Origin of the sequence: Erwinia sp. CGal63, from assembly GCF_037026505.1 — a bacterium.
Lineage (GTDB): Bacteria > Pseudomonadota > Gammaproteobacteria > Enterobacterales > Enterobacteriaceae > Erwinia.
This window is the reverse complement of the sequence record NZ_JAKUMN010000001.1, coordinates 1,401,667-1,419,492: the sequence shown is the minus strand read 5'-3', so window position 1 is coordinate 1,419,492 and position 17,826 is coordinate 1,401,667. Positions and strand designations below refer to the sequence as shown.

The window sequence follows — 17,826 nt, the reverse complement described above, 5'->3', positions numbered from 1 at the left end:
TTTTGCAGCCTGCTCACACCCTACGGCGTTATATCATTCCATGCTCATTATCTGTTCAAGAAGTAAATTCAGGCGCAGGATAAGACGCAGTTCGGCCGATTTAGAATGCCTGTGGCAAATATTGAGAGTCTTACTCATTAATACGGTATGCAGAAATAACTCTTTTACATGCCCTTGAGGTTTTATCCGTAATAAATTTGCTATCAGGAAAGAAATTTTATCCTCTTGATAATTAGTACTGAAATATTTCATTCAGGAAATTAAATGCAGTTATTTGTAGCAATGATACGGGCTGTTTACTCTGTCTGTAGCCGGTTTTCCGCAGGATGAGTCTGCTATTTCCGGTGAAGCAAATATTTATTCTTTTTTTGTCTCAAGATTACCGCTCTGCTAACCGATATAAGTTAAGTCATATCGTAAAGAAGCTTTAAAGGCGCGTAGCGCGCTGACACAGAGGCGAAAAATGGATAATGCGCAGTTTGACGCTCTCCGCCAGCTATTGCCTGATAGCGAAGAGGAGACAGAACGGCTGGAAAGGCTAACGGCTATTGAAGGGCAGAGTAAACCGCGACTGGTGGTCTATGGCACCTATAACGCCGGTAAAAGTTCGCTGCTGAATGCCCTGACCGGTCACTACGAGACGGATTTTTTCCGCGTAAACGATATCCCGGAAACCCGTGCGGAAACCGCCTGGGAAGGCGAGCATTTTATTTATATTGATACGCCCGGACTGGATGTTGACCTATGGGACGATCGTGTTGCCCGGCACGGGATTGCATCTGCAGATTTAGTGCTGCTGGTACATCGGCTTTCCGCTGGCTCATTGCAAAAAGAGGATGCGGCGGCTTTTAAACGGCTCGCCGAAGTCAGTGATGTACTACTGGTTCTTACCGGCGCAGAGCAGGCGGAAGAAGAGACGGGATTAATTAGTGAAATTACAGAAATGCTCAATAATTTTACGGCAAAGCCCATTCCAATTTTCCCGGTAGCCACGCCACGCTATTTTAAAGGCATGCGAGAAGGCAAGCTGAAGCTGGCATCCGCCAGTGGCATTCCCGCGCTGATCGCGCAGCTGGAGCAGCGAAGTATCGCTCTGCGTGCTGAGCTGGAAAACGACCGGAAAGCCAGACGCACTGCTCTGCTTGAGCAGTTGCTACAGGCAGCAAAAACGCGTCAGCGCGCAGCCCGTACGGCTTTACAAGATAAAACGCATAACATGGCGAGCCGACAGCAGCAGTTTCTGCATGACGTCCAGCATTTCCGGCGCGAGCTGCAACAAAAGCTGGCGGACTATAACAAACTCATCTGAGGCGATTCTGAATGTGGTTTTTAATCCCCATTGCCATAGCGGCAGGCAAAGTTGCCTATGACATTTTTACCAGTGATGACAGCTCAAACTCATCCTCTTCTACTGAACAGCAAAAGCGTGAGCAATATCAGCAGCAGCAAAAAGAGACGCGCGCAGCAGAGATGCGAAAAAATATCTGCGCTTATGCCACCTCGGGTGCCAGTGGCCTGATTACCCGCCACGCCAGTCTTTCTTTGCAAGGCACGAAAATCACTATGGGCGATATCGCCACCTTTGTGCAGGCTGATACAGTGACGCCAGAAAGCGCCATGAGCGCGCTGTCATCACTCACCGGCAGCCGGATGAGGCTAAACCGGCGCCGTGAAGCGCAGCAAATTCAGGCGCTGGAAAGTGAACTGGCGCAGTTGGCTCACCTGATTGAGTCACTGGAGAGCGAAAAGGAAAAAAATAATGGTCGCGCCTGATATATTGCAAGGGCACTTGCCGCTCTACGATAAGCTTAAAACGTTGCACGATGAGTTGGCAGACATAGAGCACTCCGCCAAAAACAATGAAAGCCATTTCTTTTCCTTGATCCGCACTCTCGAACAATTGCTGATTACGCAACAGGAGAAAGAACAAGGCAGCGAACCGCTGCATCAGTTCTTCGCGCAAACGCTCAGTCAGATTTCACAGGTTGTGGCCTGCTGGATCGCTGATATTGATAATTACGAGCTTAATACTTCATTCCGCAAACATTACGGCGATTCGCTGCTGGTTTATGTTTACGGCAAAGTGAAGGCGGGCAAAAGTTCGCTGGGCAACTTTATCGCCTATGGCCAGGAAAAAGCCTTGCCGGAATGGCGCGAACAATTAAAAAGCCAGGGACATGAACCAACATTTTTTGTAGCAGAAAAGGGCGAGAGCTCCGTGGAAGATACCACGCACCGCAATGGTTTTTATGTCGATTCCGCCGAGGCCACAAGCTGTATTCAGGGCTTTACGCTGCCAGGGCTAACCTGGATCGATTCGCCGGGAATTCATTCCGTTACGCCGGAAAACCAGGCGCTGGCGCAGAAGTACGTCGACAGCGCCGACCTTATTATCTATCCGATGAACTCCGCTCAGCCGGGGCGGCGAACCGATATGCAGGAAATTCGGGAGCTGGTACGCAGACGCAAACGCCTTTTATTGTTGATTACGCGCTGCGATGAGCAGGAAGCCGACGAAGATGAAGAGGGTAACATAGTGACCTCTTATCAGATGAAAAGCGCCAGAAACCGTCACTTACAGTCAGACTATGTCAGTAAGGAATTTAGCTCGCTGTGCGACGAACTGGGCGTAAAGGAGATCGATTTTGAAGTGCTGACGCTTTCGGTACGCTTCTCTGCCAGTGCCGGAAATCATCCGGAAGCCTTTCTCGAATCAGGCGCGCAGGAATTTATCGCTAAGCTGCTTAAAACGGTAGACAGCGAAGGCGTGACGCTGAAAAAAAACGTGCCGCACAAAGCGCTACAGGCATTTTATCGCCAACTGCTGGCCGGGCAGGAAGAATCAACCAGCATCAATACGCTGCTTACGCCGCTAAATCAGCTTGCAGAGCGCATCGTTACGCTACAGGCCCGCCTTGAAAAGCGCTGTGAAGAACTGAAAACCAAGCTCGCGAATGATATAGCCATCCAGATAGTAGGCTTTGTCGAGGAGTATGCCCGGCATCAGCAGAGTGCAAAGCTGGAGAAAGCGATTGCTGTCGCAGTACGCATCCAGTTGGAAACCCAACTTCCCCCTGTCATCAATGAAGTTACGGAGACGCTGTCGATTGATATTAATCAGATGACAGGCACGCTGAATCTGAAAAACCATATCAGGCTTGAGCCGGTATATCAGAAAATCGAGATCGACACTTCTGGCCGCAATGCCGCCATTGGCGGCAGTCTTGGCGCGGCTCTCTTTGGCGGTGCGGCTTTCATGCTGACCGGAGGATTAGGAGGCAGCATTGGCGGTGTGGCGGGGCAGACTATCGGCAGCTATATCGGAAAAAAAATCAAAACTTCTCGCCAGACGGAAGTGGAAGTCGGCGATAACAGGCTGGCGCTGGCGGAACGCCTGACGACGCTGGCGACAGAAACCGTTGATACGACGATTACAAGGAGCGCATCTGACGTTAACAGAGTGCTTCTGGAGCCGATGAAAGAGACGATAAATGAGCTGCTGATGCAGGTAGAAACAATCCGTTGCTGGGCGGCGGAATATGCCCAAAAGGAGTTATAAAATGTTTTCAGATTTAGTGTTGCTTCAGCAGCTCTGGCAAGATGCACGCCCATTGCTGTCAGGTTGCCTTGCTGAAGAAAGGCTCACAAAGCTGGACAATGAGCTGACCGCAAGGGCTGAAAATTGCAGGCCGGTCGTGATGGTTTACGGCGTCTATAACGCAGGCAAAAGTACTTTTATCAACGCGCTGGCCGGGAAAGTGGTGGCGGAGATGAATGACATCCCCGTGACCGATCGGGTAACCCGCTATCCTTTTGACCGGTTTGAAATCATTGATACGCCCGGTATAGACGCGCCGGTGGAGCATGAGCTGGTAACGCGCGAACAGCTTTCTCTCTCCGACGCCGTTATTTTTATGCTGAGCAGTGACGGCGTGTTTGATGAACAGGCTACCTACGCGGAAATTTTCCGTATTCTGGAAGCCAGCAAGCCGCTACTGCTGGTAATTAATAATAAAAGCGGCTATAGCGAAGCGGATGTGGAATACACCGCCATTGTCGATAAGATCAAACATAACCTGTGCCGTCTGGCCAGCCCAGATCTGGCCGAAATAGCCTTGCAGGTTCCCGTCTGGCTGATTAACGCGAAATCGGCTCTGAAGGGCAAGCTGGAGCAGAAGTCGGTTCTGCTGGCCAGAAGCAATATTCAGGCGCTGGAGCGTGAGGTGCAGCGTTTGTTTATGGCGACGGACAAGGCAGCGATGCTGAAGACGCTCAAGAGCCTGGTGCGTAATGAAATCGATAGCGCGATCTTTAAACTTGAAGATTTACAACCGGAGGGCGAAGCAAAAAGCTTGTCTAAGCTGCTTGCGCGCGTGACGGAATCCCGCCAGACATTGCAGGCTAAAACCGAACGTAATATTCGCTCTGCCAAAGTAAGGATGAAAGATAATGTGTTCCAGCTGCTGTCGGAGCAGCAATATGAACAGGTAAAAACTTCGCTGGCAGAGTGGCAGGATCACAACGCGGAATATTTTCAGCATGAACTGGGCGTTGCGCTTGCTGAAATCGGCCAGCAGGCGGAAAAGCTGATTTCCGCTATTCCTCGTTTCTCCGGCGGCGGATTAGGCGGCGCAGCTACTTTCTCCAGCGAAGGCCCATCTTTTTTCAATCTGGCCGATCTGGTGCAGCTTGGCCGCAAGCTGAAGCTCGACGAGGGCGCGTTAAAAGAGGGCATGATTGGCGCAATGAAGCTGGGGAAAGACTATTTCCCGGCGTTATTTAAAGGCATCGGCCCGAAAACCATGGAGAAATATGCCGCCAGAGTCGTGCCCTTTATCGGCCCAGCCATGGATCTGGCCATGGGAGTATATGACTACTATCAGGCGAAAGCGGCAGAAGAGAAGCAAGAAGAAGCTCGTCGCCTTTACCTGCAGCGTATTTCCGAACAGGCGTCGCAACTGGTAACGGAAGTGGAAGAGGCCCTGCAGGAAGCTTTCACTGATACTGTTCGGCAGATTTTCACGCCGATAGTGCAGCAGTTACAGGATGAGCTGGATGCACTGGAAGGCAGCTCTGCCCAAAACGGACGGCTGGCTAAGCGGCTAATGGTTATTCGGGAAGCGTGAGTTTAATTTTTTTATTCTGAACTGACCGGTTAATGGAAAAAAATTAACCGTACTTATAATATGTAAAGGCCAGGCTTGTGGGCTGGATGCCCACCTCGGCATGTTACTTAGAATCAGCATGATACATGCGACGACCAGATGCCCTTATCTCAGAAGTGGAATCTAAAAATCGCTTTATCACATTAAGTTGTGTCTGAAAAATCGCTATCAGGTAGTCATTGTGAATGATTGAGAATATATATCATGGCTTGAGCGACGTGTTATTTACTAAGGTTAAGACAGGGAGGATATCGATGCCTGTTGAGCTTTTTTGTTCTTGCCCGGAAAGTGAAAAATAGAAATCCACGCCTGAGCGTGGATTTTGAAAGGCGAACTTCTAAAAAGATTCAAGTATTAGTATATAAAATAATTACTTAAACGTTAAACAAGAAGTTCATCACATCGCCATCTTTCACGATGTACTCTTTGCCTTCTGAACGCATTTTACCGGCTTCTTTCGCGCCTTGTTCACCCTTATAGGTGATGTAATCTTCATAAGAGATGGTCTGGGCGCGGATAAAGCCCTTCTCAAAGTCGGTATGAATTTTACCGGCGGCCTGCGGGGCGGTTGCGCCGACAGGAATGGTCCAGGCACGCACTTCCTTCACGCCTGCGGTGAAGTAGGTTTGCAGGTTCAGCAGGGAGTAACCGGCGCGGATAACGCGGTTCAGGCCTGGCTCTTCAATACCCAGCTCGGCCATAAACTCTTCGCGGTCGGCATCTTCCAGTTCGGCGATGTCGGATTCCACGGCAGCGCAAACCGGCACCACTACAGAACCTTCTTTGGCGGCGATTTCACGCACCTGATCCAGATACGGGTTGTTTTCGAAACCATCTTCGTTGACGTTGGCGATATACATGGTTGGTTTCAGCGTCAGGAAGCTCAGGTAGCGGATAGCCGCTTTATCTTCTTCGCTCAGATCCAGCGAGCGCAGCATTCCGGCGTTCTCCAGATGCGGCAGGCATTTCTCCAGCGCGGCCTGTTCAGCTTTCGCGTCTTTATCGCCGCCTTTGGCGCGCTTCTGCACGCGCTGCAGGGCGCGCTCGCAGGTATCCAGATCGGACAGCGCCAGCTCGGTGTTGATCACTTCGATATCGTCAGCCGGGTTAACTTTATTGTTAACGTGGATGATGTTGTCATTCTCAAAGCAGCGCACCACGTGGCCGATCGCTTCGGTTTCGCGGATGTTGGTCAGGAACTGGTTGCCCAGACCTTCGCCTTTCGACGCGCCTTTTACCAGGCCCGCGATATCCACAAACTCCATGGTGGTTGGCAGGATGCGCTGCGGCTTAACAATCGCCGCTAGCGCGTCGAGACGGGAATCGGGCATTGGCACCACGCCGGTATTCGGCTCAATGGTACAGAACGGGAAGTTTGCCGCTTCGATACCCGCTTTGGTTAACGCATTGAACAGTGTGGATTTCCCGACGTTAGGCAGGCCCACAATACCGCATTTGAATCCCATGTTTGAATCACCTTAATTAATTGCAGGAGAAGAACGCTTCTCCGGTAAGCTGGTTGGCACAAGTTTTCGCGCATTATACACGTAATTATCGCCTGGATGGCGCTGATTTCTACCCGCGCGCAGGAGAACGGGCTTGAGATCTTGCTCACGTTTTACCATACTGACGTTCCTTTACAACGGACGGAGAACCGCGCGGATGCATCGCTTCCTGCTTACGCCACCCTGAGAACCTCCCTTCAGGCAACGTCTGTTGCGCTTCTCGTCATTCTGACGAGTTCGATCTGTGCCCCTTGCTGGCGGTGCGGTAATCACCTGCATTTATAGAAAAACGGAAATCAGCATGTTCAATTTGAGCAACCTCAGGGCTGCCGACGTCAAAAATGACGTTCTGGCGGGCGCTGTCGTCTCTGTGGCCCTTATTCCCGAAGCCACGGCCTTTTCACTGTTGGCCGGCCTGTCGCCGACCATAGGTTTGCATACCGCCTTTATCCTGGGTCTGATCACCGCGCTGTTCGGCGGTAAGCCGGGCATGATCTCCGGCGCGGCGGGATCGATAGTGGTGGTACTGGTCAGTCTTATTCAAACGCACGGCTATGAGTACGTGCTGCTGGCAACCATCTTCGCCGGCTTGATTCAGCTGGCGATTGGCCTGTTCCGGCTGGGGAAATTTATCCGGCTGGTGCCGCAGCCGGCTATCTACGGCTTTGTTAACGGTCTGGCGATTGTCATTGCGCTGGCGCAGATCCCGATGATTAAAGATCAGGGGCCGGTAATGTATGGTCTGGTGGCGCTGGCGATGCTGATCGTCTGGTTGTTCCCAAAGTTTACCAAAGTGATTCCAGGGTCGCTGGCGGCGCTGATCGCCATCAGCGCTATTGCTATCGGCTTTGGGCTGGATACCAAACGAGTAGGGGATCTGGCTGATATCTCCGGCACGCTGCCGTTTTTCCATCTGCCGGAAGCGCCGCTAAGCTGGGCCACGCTGAAGATTGTGCTGCCTTATTCGGTGATTATCGCGCTGGTTGGGTTGATAGAATCGCTGTTAACGCTGGCAGTGCTGGACGAAATGGGCAGTAAGAAAGGTAACGGCAACAAAGAGTGCGTAGCGCAGGGCATCGGCAATACGCTGTGCGGCTTTTTCGGCAGTTTTGCGGGTTGCGCGATGATTGGACAGTCGATCATTAACTTTACCTCCGGCGGTCGCGGACGTATTTCCAATCTGGTCGGCGCGATTTTGCTGATTCTGTTTGTGGTCAGCCTGTCGAAATATATTGCGCTGCTGCCGGTTGCGGCGCTGGCGGGCATTATGTTCGTGGTCTGCATCAATACCTTTGAGTGGAGCTCGCTGAAGCGCCTGAAGCGGATGCCGAAGCCCGATGCGGTGATTATGGTTGCGGTGACCGTGGTAACCATCTATACCGATTTGGCGATGGCGGTGATTTTTGGGGTGATTATCTCCGCGCTGGTGTTCGCCTGGCAGCACGCGCGTATCAGCATCATCGCGCAGGAAGAGAGCGATACCCGGAAAACCTATCGGCTGGAAGGCCCGCTGTTTTTCGCCTCGGTCGCCAGCTTCCAGGAGCTGTTTAACCCGGCGAAAGATCCGCAGGAAGTAGCGATCGATTTCGCCCGCACGCGAGTGATGGATTCCAGCGGCGTTGAGGCCATTGATAAGTTGACCGCGCGCTATATCGCGGAAGGAAAAAGCGTCAGGCTGCGGCACCTTAGCGAAGATTGCATCAGTTTGTTAAAGCAGGCAGGCCCTTTCTGTAGTCACGAGCTGGACGCGCCTGATTATAAAGTTGCGGCTGACAGCGACTAAAGCGTAAAGCTATGGCCGGTCCTGCCGATATATACAAAAATCGTTATATTGCCCAGCGCCTTAGCGTTAATCACTGGTTTTGGGCGATATGGCGAATATAATCACTGGCAGGACGTCCTGAGCTGGCTATAAAGCATGACAAATAATTACTGTTACGTTCCGATTCATTCCCTTAGCGGCGAGCTGATAGCGCTGGAGCTTACCGTTTTACCACACCAGAATGCGCCACAAAGCGGCGATGCCGAGAATCGCCTACTGGATCAGCTGCTGACGGTAGAACGCTACGCGGACTATTTTCAGCTGCACGGGCTGCTCTGCTGTCTGACTATCGATTTCCAGCTGGCGAGAGCGGTGACGGAATCCTCCTTTATTCAGCAAATCCTCAGCCATCTGCCTTTTGTGCGGCTGAAGCTTTCCGAAGATTTTCCTAACCTGCATGACGGCACCAATAATCCTTTGCTGCGCGCGCTGACCGATCAGTTGAATATCTTATGGCTGGACGATCTGGGCGCGGGCGACGCTAACCTGAACGCGCTGCAGTCGAAGATGTTCGAGGTGGTAAAACTGGATCGCCAGTTCTACCTCGATAACATCAGCAAGCCGTTTTTCAACGTGCTAATCGCGCATATCCGTCGTTATACCAACCGCGTGCTGGTGCAGGGCGTGGAGAACGAAGGGCAGCTGGAAAAGCTGGCGGCGAGCAAAGTCTGGGGCGTGCAGGGCTATTATGCCGAGACGATGACCTTAGACGCGCTTGATGGCACGGATGGAGGATAAATGGCGCGAGCCGTTCGCCGGACAGATTATTTAATCTCGCCGTAATAAATAATATTATTGCTCCTGTTCAGACAGGAATACTCATTGATATTAACGCTATCTTCAGCCAGCAAGACGTTATTCGTTATCGTCGCTATTTGCCTTATCTGCAATTAAATAGCTTCCACAGGGAAGTAAGGATAATTGATGTTAATTAATCCAGTCATGGGAATTGACCTCGGCACCACTAACAGCGCGGTCTGCCTCTGGCAGGACGGCAAAGCGGTTTTAATTCCCAATAAATGGGGCGAGATATTAACGCCTTCGGTCGTGGGCCTTGATGAGCAAGATAACCTTATTATTGGACGTCCGGCGCGCGAGCGGCTGCAAACTCATCCTTCGCTAACTCAGGGCAGCTTTAAGCGTTATATGGGCACTGAAGCTTTGCTGACTCTCGGCTCAAGGCAGTTTCGCGCCGAAGAGCTGTCGGCATTGTTGCTGCGTCAGCTAAAAGAGGATGCGGAGCACTGGCTCGGGCAACCGCTGAGCCAGGCCATTATCACCGTGCCGGCCTATTTTAACGATGTGCAGCGGCGGGCGGTAAAGAACGCCGCCAGACTCGCCGGCCTGGAAGCGCTGCGCCTGCTCAATGAGCCCACCGCCGCCTCGCTGGCTTTTGGCCTGCTGGATAATCGTGAGCAGAAATACCTCACCTTCGATCTGGGCGGCGGAACCTTCGACGTTTCTATTATCGATATGTTCGAAGGCGTGGTGGAAGTTCGCGCCAGCAGCGGCGACGTCCGGCTTGGCGGCGACGATTTTTCGCAGGCGATCGTGCAGTGGATGTTAAGCCAGCAGCCTGAACTGAAAACCGCGCAGGCGACGCTGGCCGCGCAGCTGCTGGCAAAAGCGGAGATCATGAAGCAAACGCTAAGCCACGCCAGTGAAGCGAAGGCCTCGCTGGAGTGGAACGGTCGGCAGTGGAACTGGACGCTGACAGAAGAGCAGCTGACCGCGTGCTGCCAGCCGCTGCTGGCGCGTTTGCAGCGTCCGGTGCAGCAGGCTCTGCACGACGCGCGTTTTTCCCTGCAGGATCTCGACCACATTGTGCTGGTGGGCGGCGCAACCCGTATGCCGCTGGTCAGGCAAACCGTCGCCCGGCTTTTTGGTCGATTTCCCCGTCACGATCTGAATCCCGATGAAGCCGTGGCGCTTGGCGCAGGCGTCCAGGCCGGCATGGTAATGGCCGACGCCGCGGTTGAAGATATTATTCTTACCGACGTTATGCCCTTTTCGCTGGGCATCGAGGTCGTTAAGCGCCACGGCAACCAGGTCGAGCCGGGCTTTTTTCTGCCGCTTATTGAGCGCAACACCTTTTTACCGGTAAGCAAAAACGAGACGCTGAATACGGTCAGCGACAATCAGACCTGCGTGCTGCTGAAAATCTATCAGGGAGAAGGGCGGCGGGTTCAGGATAACGTTTTTCTGGGCGAAATGAGTATCGACGTTCCGCCACGGGCGGCAGGCGAGATGAGCATCGACGTGCGTTTTACCTATACCCTGGATGGCCTGCTTGAAGTGGAATGCCGCTACGACGGTAGTCCAACGGTAGCGCGAACGGTGATAGAAAAAGTGCCGGGCCAGATGAGTGAAGAGCAAATCGCCGCCAGCCTGCGCAAACTGACCGATATAAAACAGCATCCCCGCGATCGTCAGGAAAACCGTGAGCTGCTTGCCCGCTGTTCGCGCCTGTATGAGCGCTTACTTGGCGACGAACGCGCATGGGTAGATGGGCTGACCACCGCGTTTGAACAGGCGCTGGAGAGTCAGGATCTTCGCCGCATTGCCGCAGTAAGAGAAGAGGCCGAAAACGTTCTCCGGCAGTACGAAAGCGGTACCCTGCAATGAATATCTGGCAAACGCTTGACCTCTCTCCCACGCGCGATGAAGGCGAGATCCGCCGCGCCTATGCTCGCCAGCTAAAAAAACACCGGCCCGATAGCGATCCTGAAGGCTATCAGCAGCTGCGGGAAGCCTTCGACGAGGCGAAACGTCTGGCGCAGGCTGAAATCGTCGTTGGCGATGAGCACAGCGTTAACGAAGTTTTACCAGCGCAGCCGAAGAGCGAGCCTGAGCCGCTAAGGCAGCAGCGTAAAACCTGTGCAGAAGTCCCTGTTGAAAACAGCGAGGTTTTCCCTGAGTTCGACCCGCTCTACAGCCATGAAGAGCTGCAAAAGCTGGCGCATCAGCTGGTCAACACCGAAATGATGGGGATTGTGGCGCTGAATCGCCTGTCGGAGCGGCTATCCCGCACCGGCAGCCTGCAGCAGCAACAGCTTTTTCATCAACAGCTCGCGGCCGCTTTGGCCGACATCCCCGGTTTGACCGAAGGTCTGCTCGAACGCGTTAGCGACCTGCTGGGCTGGGGAATAGAAGAGTACGACTACAGCCATATCATTCCCTGGCCCATTCAGGAGGCACTGCGCGAGCGGCTGCGCGAAACGGAAGTGAATCGGGCCTGGAAAGAGATGGAGGCGGAAGAGCGGCACGGCATGTTGTTGAACAGGATGGCAATACGCCTGCTGAAAAGCGACAGAGAGAAAGCGCCTTTCTGGTTACGCCTGGTGCCGGGTATGATTACGCTTCTCGCCCGTCAGGCCAACAGGCTGCTGAATTACTATCCTGAGATCGCCCCACGACTTAACCAGGCTATGCTGCAATTTCTGAGTCAGCCGCGGGCAGCGCTCAGCTGGCAGGGGATTTTTTTACTGGGGTTCTGGGCGCTGGTTTTTAACTCGGTTATTCCACTGTCAGGCATTAATACCACCGTAAGCGCTATCGCTATTGCGACAGTGATATTTTACCTCTATATCAGCGATGCCATTATGCTCGGCCTTCACCGCAGGCCACGCTGGTTGCAATGGTTTATTTTTACTGAATTTATATTCTCGCTGATGGTCATCCAGCTATTTTTTGGCGGGCTGTTTTTTGCCGCCGTGGTTTCCATGCCGCCTACCGGTCACGGCGGCCTGGCGCTGGTGGCAATGCTTGCGATTCTGGTTTTATCGATAGTGTTTTGGGCGGCCTGGCCGCAAGGCGTTCCCTTTATCCGCCGTCCCGGCATGGTGATGAGCCGCGTTTTCGCCAGCCCGTGGAAATTAATGGAATGGATGAATTTCTCATGGTTTTCGGTGGTCTGGGCGCTGCTCTGCCTGGCCGTCTTTATTCTCACCTGTACGGAACTGCTTAAGCTGTTTGCTTAAGCAGCTGGGATACGGCTGGCGGGACGGTGTTCTCTTCCTCTCCGCCAGCCGCCGTCTTAGCCCTTGAAGCTGTGCAGTCGGTTCATCGCTTTCAGCTTGTCTTCCTTCAGCCATACTTCCGTGCAGCGCGCCGCTTCATCCACAGCGTTATCAATCATGGTCTGCTCGGCCGCCTGCGGTTTGCCCAGCACGAAGCCTACCACCTTATTGCGATCGCCCGGATGCCCGATGCCGATGCGCAGCCGGTGGAAGTTCGGGTTATTGCCCAGCTTGCTGATGATATCCTTCAGGCCGTTATGACCGCCGTGGCCGCCGCCCAGCTTGAATTTCGCCACGCCCGGCGGCAGATCCAGCTCATCGTGCGCCACCAGAATCTCTTCCGGCGCAATGCGGTAAAAAGTGGCCATCGCCGCTACCGCTTTGCCGCTCAGGTTCATAAAGGTGGTCGGTACCAGCAGCCTGACATCCTCGCCGCCGATGTTCAGACGGGCGGTATAGCCGTAAAATTTGCTCTCTTCTTTTAACGACTGATTGTGTCGGTCAGCCAGTAAATCCACATACCAGGCGCCCGCGTTGTGACGCGTGGCGGCGTATTCCGCGCCGGGATTGGCAAGGCCGACAATCAGTTTAATGCTGCTCATTTGTCTCTTTTCCTGCAAGGCTGCATCGGGGAAGGGCGCTAGTGTACTAAGAGCGGCGGCAGAACTCAAAAGGCGCGCTGCGTCACAATAGTTAAGCAGCGTGATAATGCGTTTTCTATAGAAAAATCAGTCTACTGCAAGTAAAGAATTGTCAAACTTTTAGCAACAAATGTGATCTCTCCCGCAACCATCCGGCCAGCCATTGCATAAACTTATGGTACTAACCGCACAGGATCCTGGAGGTGACATATGAAACGCAGACATGCGAACTTAACCGGCAACGCCCTGATGGTCATCGGCCTGGCCGTGATGGTTACGGGGATTGGCTATGCCGTGCTGAATCAGCTACCGCAGCTGCAGTTGCCGCAAATTTTGGTTAATGGCGCTATTTTCGCGATCTTTATCGGCGCGCTGATGTGGCTGGCGGGCGCGCGCCTCAGCGGCCGCGAGAAAATCACCGATCACTATTACTGGGTTCGCCACTATGGCGATAAGCGCTGTCGTCGCGCTTCGGGCCACGGCCACCATCAGTAAACGGGCTAAAAAAAGCGGGACAGAAATTCTGTCCCGCTTTTTTATTGTCAGCTTTAAACCCCTTCGCCAAAAAACAGGGGGTGTTCAGCTATCAGCCAATTAGTGCTCAAACATCGCAGAGATAGACTCTTCGTTGCTGATACGGCGGATCGCTTCGGCTAACATGCCGGAGAGCGTCAGGGTACGCACGTTCGGCAGCGCTTTGATCTCTTCCGGCAGCGGAATGGTGTCGCAAACCACCACTTCGTCAATCACGGAATGACGCAGGTTTTCCACGGCGTTGCCGGAGAAAATCGGGTGCGTAGCGTAAGCGAATACGCGCTTCGCACCGCGCTCCTTCAGCGCCTCGGCGGCTTTGCACAGGGTGCCGCCGGTATCGATCATGTCATCTACCAGCACGCAGTCGCGGCCCGCCACGTCACCGATGATGTGCATCACCTGAGAGACGTTGGCGCGCGGACGACGCTTGTCGATGATAGCCATATCGGTATCGTTCAGCAGCTTGGCGATAGCGCGGGCGCGCACCACGCCACCGATATCCGGAGAAACCACGATAGGATTTTCCAGACCGATTTGCAGCATATCTTCCAGCAGGATTGGACTGCCAAAAACGTTATCAACCGGGACGTCAAAGAAGCCCTGGATCTGTTCAGCATGCAGATCCACAGTCAGAACGCGATCGACGCCGACGCTGGAAAGGAAATCCGCCACCACTTTAGCGGTGATTGGCACACGGGCGGAACGCACGCGGCGATCCTGACGAGCATAGCCAAAGTAGGGGATAACGGCAGTAATACGACCAGCGGAAGCGCGGCGCAGAGCGTCCACCATCACAACCAGTTCCATCAGGTTATCGTTGGTAGGCGCGCAGGTGGACTGGATGATGAAAATATCACCACCGCGTACATTTTCATTGATTTGTACGCTCACTTCACCATCACTGAAACGACCGACGGCGGCGTCGCCCAGGCTAGTGTAAAGGCGGTTGGCAATACGTTGTGCTAGTTCCGGCGTAGCGTTACCAGCAAAAAGCTTCATATCAGGCACGAGAAGAACCTCAGGCTTTGCGTCCAGAGAATGAACAACGACGTCAGCGGCACTGGGCGGTATACCGCTGACGGGTTCATACGGGTGTAATCGAGTGGCGCGCCGCTTCAGGAACAGGGTGAAGCGGTCGCGGCAGCTCTTATTGCTCGGAAAGGTGGCGGTGCAGCGGCGAGACGTTAACGCCTCGCGCAACAAAGCCCTGCCACTTTTTCAAAGCAAGCTCAGCCACCTGACGGGCAGCGGGCTCGGTGTCAAACTCGGCAAACACGCAAGCGCCGGTTCCGGTCAGGCGCGACGGCGCGTATTCTAGCAGCCAGGAAACGAGCTGTTCAACCTCGCGAAAACGTTTTCTTACTACTGGCTCACAATCATTGCGGTAATTTTCCGCTAATAACTGGCTGATTTCCCTTACCGGCGTGTCGCGGATCAGTTCCGGGTCGTTGAACACCTCCGGCGTCGAGATATGTACGCCAGGGTGAATGACCAGATACCATTTTTCCGCTGGCGCGACCGGCGTCAGCGTCTCGCCAACGCCTTCGGCAAAGGCAGCGAAACCCTGCACAAAAACAGGGACGTCCGCGCCAAGCCGCAATCCCAGCGCGGCCAGCTCGCTGAAGCTGAAGCCGGTTTGCCAGTAGTGGTTAAGCGCGACCAGTACCGTGGCAGCATCCGACGAGCCGCCGCCGAGTCCGCCGCCCATCGGCAGGCGTTTCTCAATGGCGATGGAGGCGCCCGCGTTCTCCGGCAGCGTGCCTCGCGCGCTGGCGCTCTCCTGCAGCAGCTTAGCCGCGCGAACGATCAGGTTTTCTTCATCCGGCACGCTTTCTATCGGCGTCAGCAGCGTAATTCTGCCGCTGCTGTCCGGCTCAATGCTTAGCGTATCGCCATAGTCGAGAAACTGAAACAGCGTTTGCAGCCCGTGGTAGCCATCAGGCCGACGGCCAGTGATATAGAGAAACAGGTTAAGCTTAGCGGGCGCGGGCCATTTAGCTCGCGCCGACGTATCGGCTGCCGTCATTTTACCGTCCAGCCATCCATTTTCAGCTTGATGCGCTGATCGCCTTCGCGCAGCTCCATATTGGCAGGCAGCGCGGGCTGCTGCTTGCTGTCATAAGCCTGGTAAGTCACTTTCCACTGCTGGCCGTCGCGGCTGTAGTTGGCCTCGCGCAGGCGATACTGGTCATCCAGCGAATAGTCTGTCGATTCGCCCGGCAGGCCCATCATCCACTGGCGCAGGTTATTCAGCGGAATATCCATACCGGTCAGCTGCGAGATCATTTTCTCCGCGTCGTTGCTGGTATAGCGCTTGCCCTTATTGTCGACCAGCTGCACGACGCTGCCCTGGGCGTCCAGCTGCAGTTCGGTGCTGCCCAGCGGGTTAGTCAGCAGCAGGCGATAGCGATCCGGTGCGGTTTGCTGCCAGTTGAAGCGCGCGTAAACCTTTTGCCGATCGGAAAGATAGGCGAAAGCGCCGCGCGTCTGGTACTGCGTAATTTTTTTTACGGCCGCCTGGTGCTGCTGCCATTGGGGAGACGTGACGCTTTGCCCTGGCCCCTGGGGTGTATTAACGCTACAGGCTGCCAGCAGCACGCTGGCAAGCGGGAGAAGACGCAATGTGCTCTTCATCAACATAGGGGATAGGCTCCTCAGACTTCGTCCATGCGCTTTCGCGCGAATTAACCGTTTAAGCTAGCCAGCGCCAGAGACGGCGTCAATGCTCAATTTGTTCTGTTTCGTGCTCAATAGCTATATCAATCACAACGAACGGTGAATGTGGCTTTTCTTGATCTCGCGCATCTTGTAGAATGCGCCTCACAAAACCCTATCAACAGTGGGATCTCCAAGACCATATCACCATGACGTTGCTGGCACTCGGAATAAATCATAAAACGGCTCCTGTGGCTCTGCGCGAACGCGTGACGTTTTCGCCGGATACGCTGGATCAGGCTCTCGACAGCCTGCTTGCTCAGCCGCTGGTACAGGGCGGCGTTGTGCTGTCTACCTGTAACAGGACCGAGTTATACCTTAGCGTTGAACAGCAGGAAAATCTGCAGGAGCAGCTGGTTAAATGGCTGTGCGACTATCATCAGCTCAGCGCTGACGAAGTGCGCAAAAGCCTTTACTGGCATCACGACAACGACGCGGTCAGCCATCTGATGCGCGTAGCCAGCGGGCTGGATTCGCTGGTGTTGGGCGAACCGCAGATTTTAGGTCAGGTGAAGAAAGCCTACGCCGATTCGCATCGCGGCCACACCATCTCCAGCGAGCTGGAGAGGATGTTTCAGAAATCTTTCTCTGTCGCCAAGCGCGTGCGCACGGAAACCGATATCGGCGCCAGCGCCGTTTCGGTGGCCTTTGCCGCCTGTACGCTGGCGAGGCAAATTTTTGAATCGCTGTCGACGGTCAACGTGCTGCTGGTCGGCGCGGGCGAAACCATCGAACTGGCCGCGCGCCATCTGCGCGAGCATAAAGTGCAGAAGCTGATTATTGCCAACCGTACCCGCGAACGCGCCCAGAAGCTGGCTGACGAGGTGGACGCGGAAGTGATTGGGCTGGCGGAAATCGACGCGCGCCTGGCGGAAGCCGACATTATTATCAGTTCTACCGCCAGCCCGCTGCCGATTATCGGCAAGGGAATGGTGGAGCGCGCGCTGAAACAGCGCCGCAATCAGCCGATGCTGCTGGTGGATATCGCCGTGCCGCGCGACGTCGAACCGGAAGTAGGCAAGCTGCCGAACGCCTATCTTTATAGCGTGGACGACCTGCAGGCGATTATCGACAGCAACATGGCGCAGCGTGAGGCGGCCGCGGTGCAGGCGGAAACTATCGTCGTGCAGGAAAGCAGCGAGTTTATGTCCTGGCTGCGCGCGCAGAGCGCCAGCGAAACCATCCGTGAATATCGCTCGCAGGCCGAGCAGGTGCGCGCCGAGCTGGAAGCGCGCGCGCTGGCGGCGCTGGCTCAGGGAGCCGACGCGCAGGCCGTGCTGCGCGAGCTGGCCCATAAGCTGACCAACAAATTAATCCACGCGCCGACCAAATCCCTTCAGCAGGCCGCTCGCGACGGCGATGACGAACGCCTGCAGATTTTACGCGACGGCCTCGGGCTGTAGCGTTTTTACCTCTTTAAATACA

The 17,826-nt window shown here is 54.3% G+C and carries 15 protein-coding genes; 10 read left to right on the top strand and 5 right to left on the bottom strand.

Annotated features, from left to right (window positions below; all coding sequences use genetic code 11):
• Positions 1-463 precede the first annotated feature (463 nt).
• From MKZ79_RS06430 to MKZ79_RS06415, 4 genes are read left to right on the top strand one after another with little or no spacing between them, the layout of a single operon-like run.
• On the top strand, positions 464-1,309 hold the full coding sequence (locus MKZ79_RS06430) for a GTPase domain-containing protein (protein WP_336140786.1): 846 nt from the start codon (positions 464-466) through the stop codon (positions 1,307-1,309).
• An 11-nt stretch (positions 1,310-1,320) separates the two neighbouring features.
• A complete protein-coding gene (locus tag MKZ79_RS06425) occupies positions 1,321-1,773 on the top strand; it encodes a hypothetical protein (protein ID WP_336140785.1) in 453 nt (150 codons plus the stop codon).
• A complete protein-coding gene (locus tag MKZ79_RS06420; protein ID WP_336140784.1) occupies positions 1,760-3,559 on the top strand; it encodes a dynamin family protein in 1,800 nt (599 codons plus the stop codon). Before MKZ79_RS06425 ends, MKZ79_RS06420 begins: the two co-directional genes overlap by 14 nt.
• A gap of 1 nt (position 3,560) precedes the next feature.
• Positions 3,561-5,126: a GTPase gene (locus tag MKZ79_RS06415; protein WP_336140783.1), complete on the top strand. Its 1,566-nt coding sequence runs from the start codon at positions 3,561-3,563 to the stop codon at positions 5,124-5,126.
• A gap of 413 nt (positions 5,127-5,539) precedes the next feature.
• Here the strand turns inward: MKZ79_RS06415 and ychF are convergent, their stop codons facing one another.
• Positions 5,540-6,631 carry a redox-regulated ATPase YchF gene (ychF, locus tag MKZ79_RS06410; protein ID WP_336140782.1) on the bottom strand — a complete coding sequence of 364 codons (1,092 nt, stop codon included), beginning with the start codon at positions 6,629-6,631 and terminating at the stop codon, positions 5,540-5,542.
• A 340-nt stretch (positions 6,632-6,971) separates the two neighbouring features.
• On the opposite strand from ychF, the gene MKZ79_RS06405 reads away from it, so the two are divergent.
• The 4 genes from MKZ79_RS06405 to MKZ79_RS06390 all read left to right on the top strand — a co-directional run bounded on the left by MKZ79_RS06405 (position 6,972) and on the right by MKZ79_RS06390 (position 12,472).
• Positions 6,972-8,453 carry a SulP family inorganic anion transporter gene (locus MKZ79_RS06405; protein ID WP_336140781.1) on the top strand — a complete coding sequence of 494 codons (1,482 nt, stop codon included), beginning with the start codon at positions 6,972-6,974 and terminating at the stop codon, positions 8,451-8,453.
• A gap of 135 nt (positions 8,454-8,588) precedes the next feature.
• On the top strand, positions 8,589-9,230 hold the full coding sequence (locus MKZ79_RS06400) for an EAL domain-containing protein (RefSeq protein ID WP_336140780.1): 642 nt from the start codon (positions 8,589-8,591) through the stop codon (positions 9,228-9,230).
• A gap of 186 nt (positions 9,231-9,416) precedes the next feature.
• Positions 9,417-11,117 (top strand): Hsp70 family protein, encoded by a 1,701-nt coding sequence (locus MKZ79_RS06395; RefSeq protein ID WP_336140779.1) that lies wholly within the window; start codon positions 9,417-9,419, stop codon positions 11,115-11,117.
• On the top strand, positions 11,114-12,472 hold the full coding sequence (locus MKZ79_RS06390) for a J domain-containing protein (protein ID WP_336140778.1): 1,359 nt from the start codon (positions 11,114-11,116) through the stop codon (positions 12,470-12,472). Before MKZ79_RS06395 ends, MKZ79_RS06390 begins: the two co-directional genes overlap by 4 nt.
• Positions 12,473-12,528: 56 nt before the next feature.
• On the opposite strand, the gene pth is transcribed toward MKZ79_RS06390, so the two are convergent.
• A complete protein-coding gene (pth, locus tag MKZ79_RS06385; RefSeq protein ID WP_336140777.1) occupies positions 12,529-13,113 on the bottom strand; it encodes an aminoacyl-tRNA hydrolase in 585 nt (194 codons plus the stop codon).
• 249 nt (positions 13,114-13,362) lie between these two features.
• On the opposite strand from pth, the gene ychH reads away from it, so the two are divergent.
• Positions 13,363-13,647 (top strand): stress-induced protein YchH, encoded by a 285-nt coding sequence (gene ychH, locus MKZ79_RS06380; protein ID WP_336140776.1) that lies wholly within the window; start codon positions 13,363-13,365, stop codon positions 13,645-13,647.
• A gap of 99 nt (positions 13,648-13,746) precedes the next feature.
• Here ychH and prs read toward each other — a convergent pair whose 3' ends face one another.
• The 3 genes from prs to lolB all read right to left on the bottom strand — a co-directional run bounded on the left by prs (position 13,747) and on the right by lolB (position 16,326).
• Positions 13,747-14,694, bottom strand: a complete 948-nt coding sequence (gene prs, locus MKZ79_RS06375) for a ribose-phosphate diphosphokinase (protein ID WP_124232585.1) — start codon at positions 14,692-14,694, stop codon at positions 13,747-13,749.
• 139 nt (positions 14,695-14,833) lie between these two features.
• Positions 14,834-15,712, bottom strand: coding sequence for a 4-(cytidine 5'-diphospho)-2-C-methyl-D-erythritol kinase (gene ispE, locus MKZ79_RS06370; RefSeq protein WP_336140775.1), 879 nt, complete (start codon positions 15,710-15,712; stop codon positions 14,834-14,836).
• A complete protein-coding gene (lolB, locus tag MKZ79_RS06365) occupies positions 15,709-16,326 on the bottom strand; it encodes a lipoprotein insertase outer membrane protein LolB (RefSeq protein ID WP_336140774.1) in 618 nt (205 codons plus the stop codon). Before lolB ends, ispE begins: the two co-directional genes overlap by 4 nt.
• 224 nt (positions 16,327-16,550) lie before the next feature.
• Here lolB and hemA point away from each other — a divergent pair, with 224 nt between their 5' ends.
• Entirely contained in the window at positions 16,551-17,804 is a 1,254-nt protein-coding gene (gene hemA, locus MKZ79_RS06360) for a glutamyl-tRNA reductase (protein WP_336140773.1), read from the top strand.
• Positions 17,805-17,826: the final 22 nt, after the last annotated feature.

Coding starts and splice junctions, on each gene's coding strand:
- ispE (WP_336140775.1), bottom strand. CDS start 15,712: ATGACGGCAGCCGATACGTCGGCGCGAGCTAAATGGCCCGCGCCCGCT.
- ychF (WP_336140782.1), bottom strand. CDS start 6,631: ATGGGATTCAAATGCGGTATTGTGGGCCTGCCTAACGTCGGGAAATCC.
- MKZ79_RS06400 (WP_336140780.1), top strand. CDS start 8,589: ATGACAAATAATTACTGTTACGTTCCGATTCATTCCCTTAGCGGCGAG.
- MKZ79_RS06420 (WP_336140784.1), top strand. CDS start 1,760: ATGGTCGCGCCTGATATATTGCAAGGGCACTTGCCGCTCTACGATAAG.
- MKZ79_RS06415 (WP_336140783.1), top strand. CDS start 3,561: ATGTTTTCAGATTTAGTGTTGCTTCAGCAGCTCTGGCAAGATGCACGC.
- MKZ79_RS06425 (WP_336140785.1), top strand. CDS start 1,321: ATGTGGTTTTTAATCCCCATTGCCATAGCGGCAGGCAAAGTTGCCTAT.
- pth (WP_336140777.1), bottom strand. CDS start 13,113: ATGAGCAGCATTAAACTGATTGTCGGCCTTGCCAATCCCGGCGCGGAA.
- MKZ79_RS06430 (WP_336140786.1), top strand. CDS start 464: ATGGATAATGCGCAGTTTGACGCTCTCCGCCAGCTATTGCCTGATAGC.
- ychH (WP_336140776.1), top strand. CDS start 13,363: ATGAAACGCAGACATGCGAACTTAACCGGCAACGCCCTGATGGTCATC.
- MKZ79_RS06395 (WP_336140779.1), top strand. CDS start 9,417: ATGTTAATTAATCCAGTCATGGGAATTGACCTCGGCACCACTAACAGC.
- MKZ79_RS06390 (WP_336140778.1), top strand. CDS start 11,114: ATGAATATCTGGCAAACGCTTGACCTCTCTCCCACGCGCGATGAAGGC.
- MKZ79_RS06405 (WP_336140781.1), top strand. CDS start 6,972: ATGTTCAATTTGAGCAACCTCAGGGCTGCCGACGTCAAAAATGACGTT.
- lolB (WP_336140774.1), bottom strand. CDS start 16,326: ATGTTGATGAAGAGCACATTGCGTCTTCTCCCGCTTGCCAGCGTGCTG.
- hemA (WP_336140773.1), top strand. CDS start 16,551: ATGACGTTGCTGGCACTCGGAATAAATCATAAAACGGCTCCTGTGGCT.